The following is a 2,400-nucleotide window of genomic DNA, read 5'->3' on the forward strand; positions in this document are numbered from 1 at the left end:
GCTGCGCGGCGTCTACGGCGAGCAGCTCGGCCGGCGCCTCTTCGGCGCCGCCGCCGACCTGACCCGGCTGGCGGGCTGGACCTCCTACGACATCGCCGCGCACGGGCTGGCGCAGCGCTACTTCGTGCAGGCCCTGCGGCTGACGCAGGCCGCCGGCGACCGGGCGTTCGGCGCCTACGTCCTGGTGACGATGAGCAGACAGGCCGTCTACCTGGGGCACGGCCGGGAAGCGGTGCAGCTCGCACGGGTCGCGCAGCAGGGGGTGGGCACCTCCGTGCCGCCGGCCGTCCAGGCGCTGCTGCACGCGGCGGAGGCGCGCGGGCACGGGGTGCTGGGCGAGGTGCGGGCCTGCACGGCGTCGCTGGCCCGCGCGGAGCGGGCGCTGGAGGCGGCCCGGCCCAGCGAGGACGTGCCTGCGTGGGCACGGTTCTTCGACGAGGCGCAGCTCGCCGACGAGTTCGGCCACTGCCATCGGGACCTCCAGCAGTACCGTGCCGCCGCGCAGCACGCCGAGCGCTCCCTCCAGCTGCGGGGTGCCGGGTACGCTCGCAGCAGGCTGTTCTGCCGCGTGGTGCTGGCGACGGCCCGGCTGGGGCTCGGCGAGATCGAGCAGGCGTGCCAGCTGGCCGCGGAGGCGGCCCACCAGGCGGCGGAGATGCGGTCCGTGCGGGCGCACGAGTACGTACGGGACTTCGAGCGGCGGTTGGAGCCCTACCGGGACGCCGCGGCGGTGCGGCAGTACCGGGAGAAGGTCTCCGCCCTGGTGTGAGCCCCGTCCTTCCGGACCTTCCCGGAAGGACGGGGCTCACCGCCTCGCCGCCCCACGGGCTCCGGCTCCCCATCGGACCACCGGGAGGGGGCCGGGACGCCAGAGGGGGCCGGGGCTTGGGCTACCAGAGAGCCTGGGGGCTGGGGCGCCAGAGGGGGCTGGGGCTTGGACGACCAGAGCGCTTGGGGGCCGGGGCGCCTGGGCGGCCAGCGCGCCTGAGGCGGCCCGAGCGCTGGGGCGGCCAGACGGCTGACGGAGCCGGAGCGCCCTGTGCGGTAGCGCCTGAAGGGACCGGATCAGCCGAGGGGTCGCTGCACAAGAGGCCGGGGTCGGCCAGGGCGTGCGGTCATGGCGGCTCGCCTCAGGGTGGCCCGCCGCGTGGCGGGCCGCCGCAGGACGGGTCCCGGTGTGGGGCGGGCTCAGGGGGTCACGGGGCGGCAGGGGAGTTCCATGGTGACCATGGTGGGGCCGCCCGGCGGGCTGCTGACGGCCATGATGCCGTCGAACTGGCCCAGGCGGCGTTCGACGCCCGCGAGGCCGGAGCCCTTGCCGACGTCGGCGCCGCCGCGGCCGTCGTCGGTCACGGCTATGCGCAGCATGCCGCCCGCGTCCCCGGTGTGGTGGATGTCGAGCCAGATCCGCTCGGCCTCGGCGTGCTTGGCCGCGTTGGTCAGCACCTCGCTGACGGCGAAGTAGACCGCCGTCTCGACGGGTTCGGGGAAGCGGCCGGGCAGCTCCACCTCGACCTCGACCGGCACCTGCATCCGCAGGGCCAGCGCCTTGGCCGCATCCCCGAGGCCGCGTTCGGCCAGTACGGGCGGGTGGATGCCGCGTACCAGGTCCCGCAGTTCGGTCAGCGCCTCGGCACTGTTCTCCCGCGCCTGGGCGATCATCTCCTTGGCCTTGGCCGGATCCCGCTCGACCAGCGCCTCGACGGCGCCCAGACTCATCCCCATCGCCACCAGCCGCGCCTGGGCACCATCGTGCAGATCCCGCTCGATACGCCGCAACTCGGCCGCCGAGGAATCCACCGCGTCATGCCGCGACTCATACAGCCGCTCGACCCGTTGGGCGAGCACGGCGCCACGGGTGGGGGCGAGCAGCACGCGGGCCAGCTGGAAGTGGGCGGTGAACAGCTGCGGGTTCGCGAAGCGGGCCAGCACCAGGATGGCGGTGCCGAGGGCCGCGCACTGCGCGGCGTCGCCGAAGGTGACGACGTGCACGAAGCCGTACCAGTAGTCGCCCGCGACGGCGCGCCAGAGCCCCGCGAACATCACCCAGCCCTCCAGGCCGTAGCCGAGCAGTGCGACCGGCAGCAGGGCGAGGACGAAACCGGCGGCGGCGTCGGCGATCAGCCAGGCGATGTCCCGCCAGGTGGCGGGGTCCTTGAGCATCAGGATGGTGCGCTCGACGTGCCCGGTGACCCCGCGCGGGCCGGGCGGCAGCGGCCGGTAGGGGTCGAGGACGGACAGGCCGGCCCATTTCCCGGCCAGTCCGCGGCGCTGGTTGGCGTGCATCCGTACCGCGTAGAGGATCCAGGGGGTGGTGAAGAAGCCGATTCCCAGGAGGAGGAAGACCAGCGAGAGCAGCGTCAGCAGGAACAGCGTCAGGGAGACGCCGAGGGAGAGGAG

The 2,400-nt window shown here is 74.5% G+C and carries 1 protein-coding gene and 1 pseudogene; one reads left to right on the forward strand and one right to left on the reverse strand.

Annotation, left to right across the window (positions count from 1 at the left end; translation table 11 throughout):
- Positions 1-769: pseudogene (locus FM076_RS33550) on the forward strand (regulator); the annotation flags it as partial.
- Between the two features lie 419 nt (positions 770-1,188).
- Here the strand turns inward: FM076_RS33550 and FM076_RS08880 are convergent.
- Positions 1,189-2,400: sensor histidine kinase (locus FM076_RS08880; protein ID WP_173869373.1), on the reverse strand; the 1,212-nt coding region annotated here is incomplete at its 5' end.

Origin of the sequence: Streptomyces albus subsp. chlorinus, from assembly GCF_013302895.1 — a bacterium.
GTDB lineage: Bacteria > Actinomycetota > Actinomycetes > Streptomycetales > Streptomycetaceae > Streptomyces > Streptomyces chlorinus.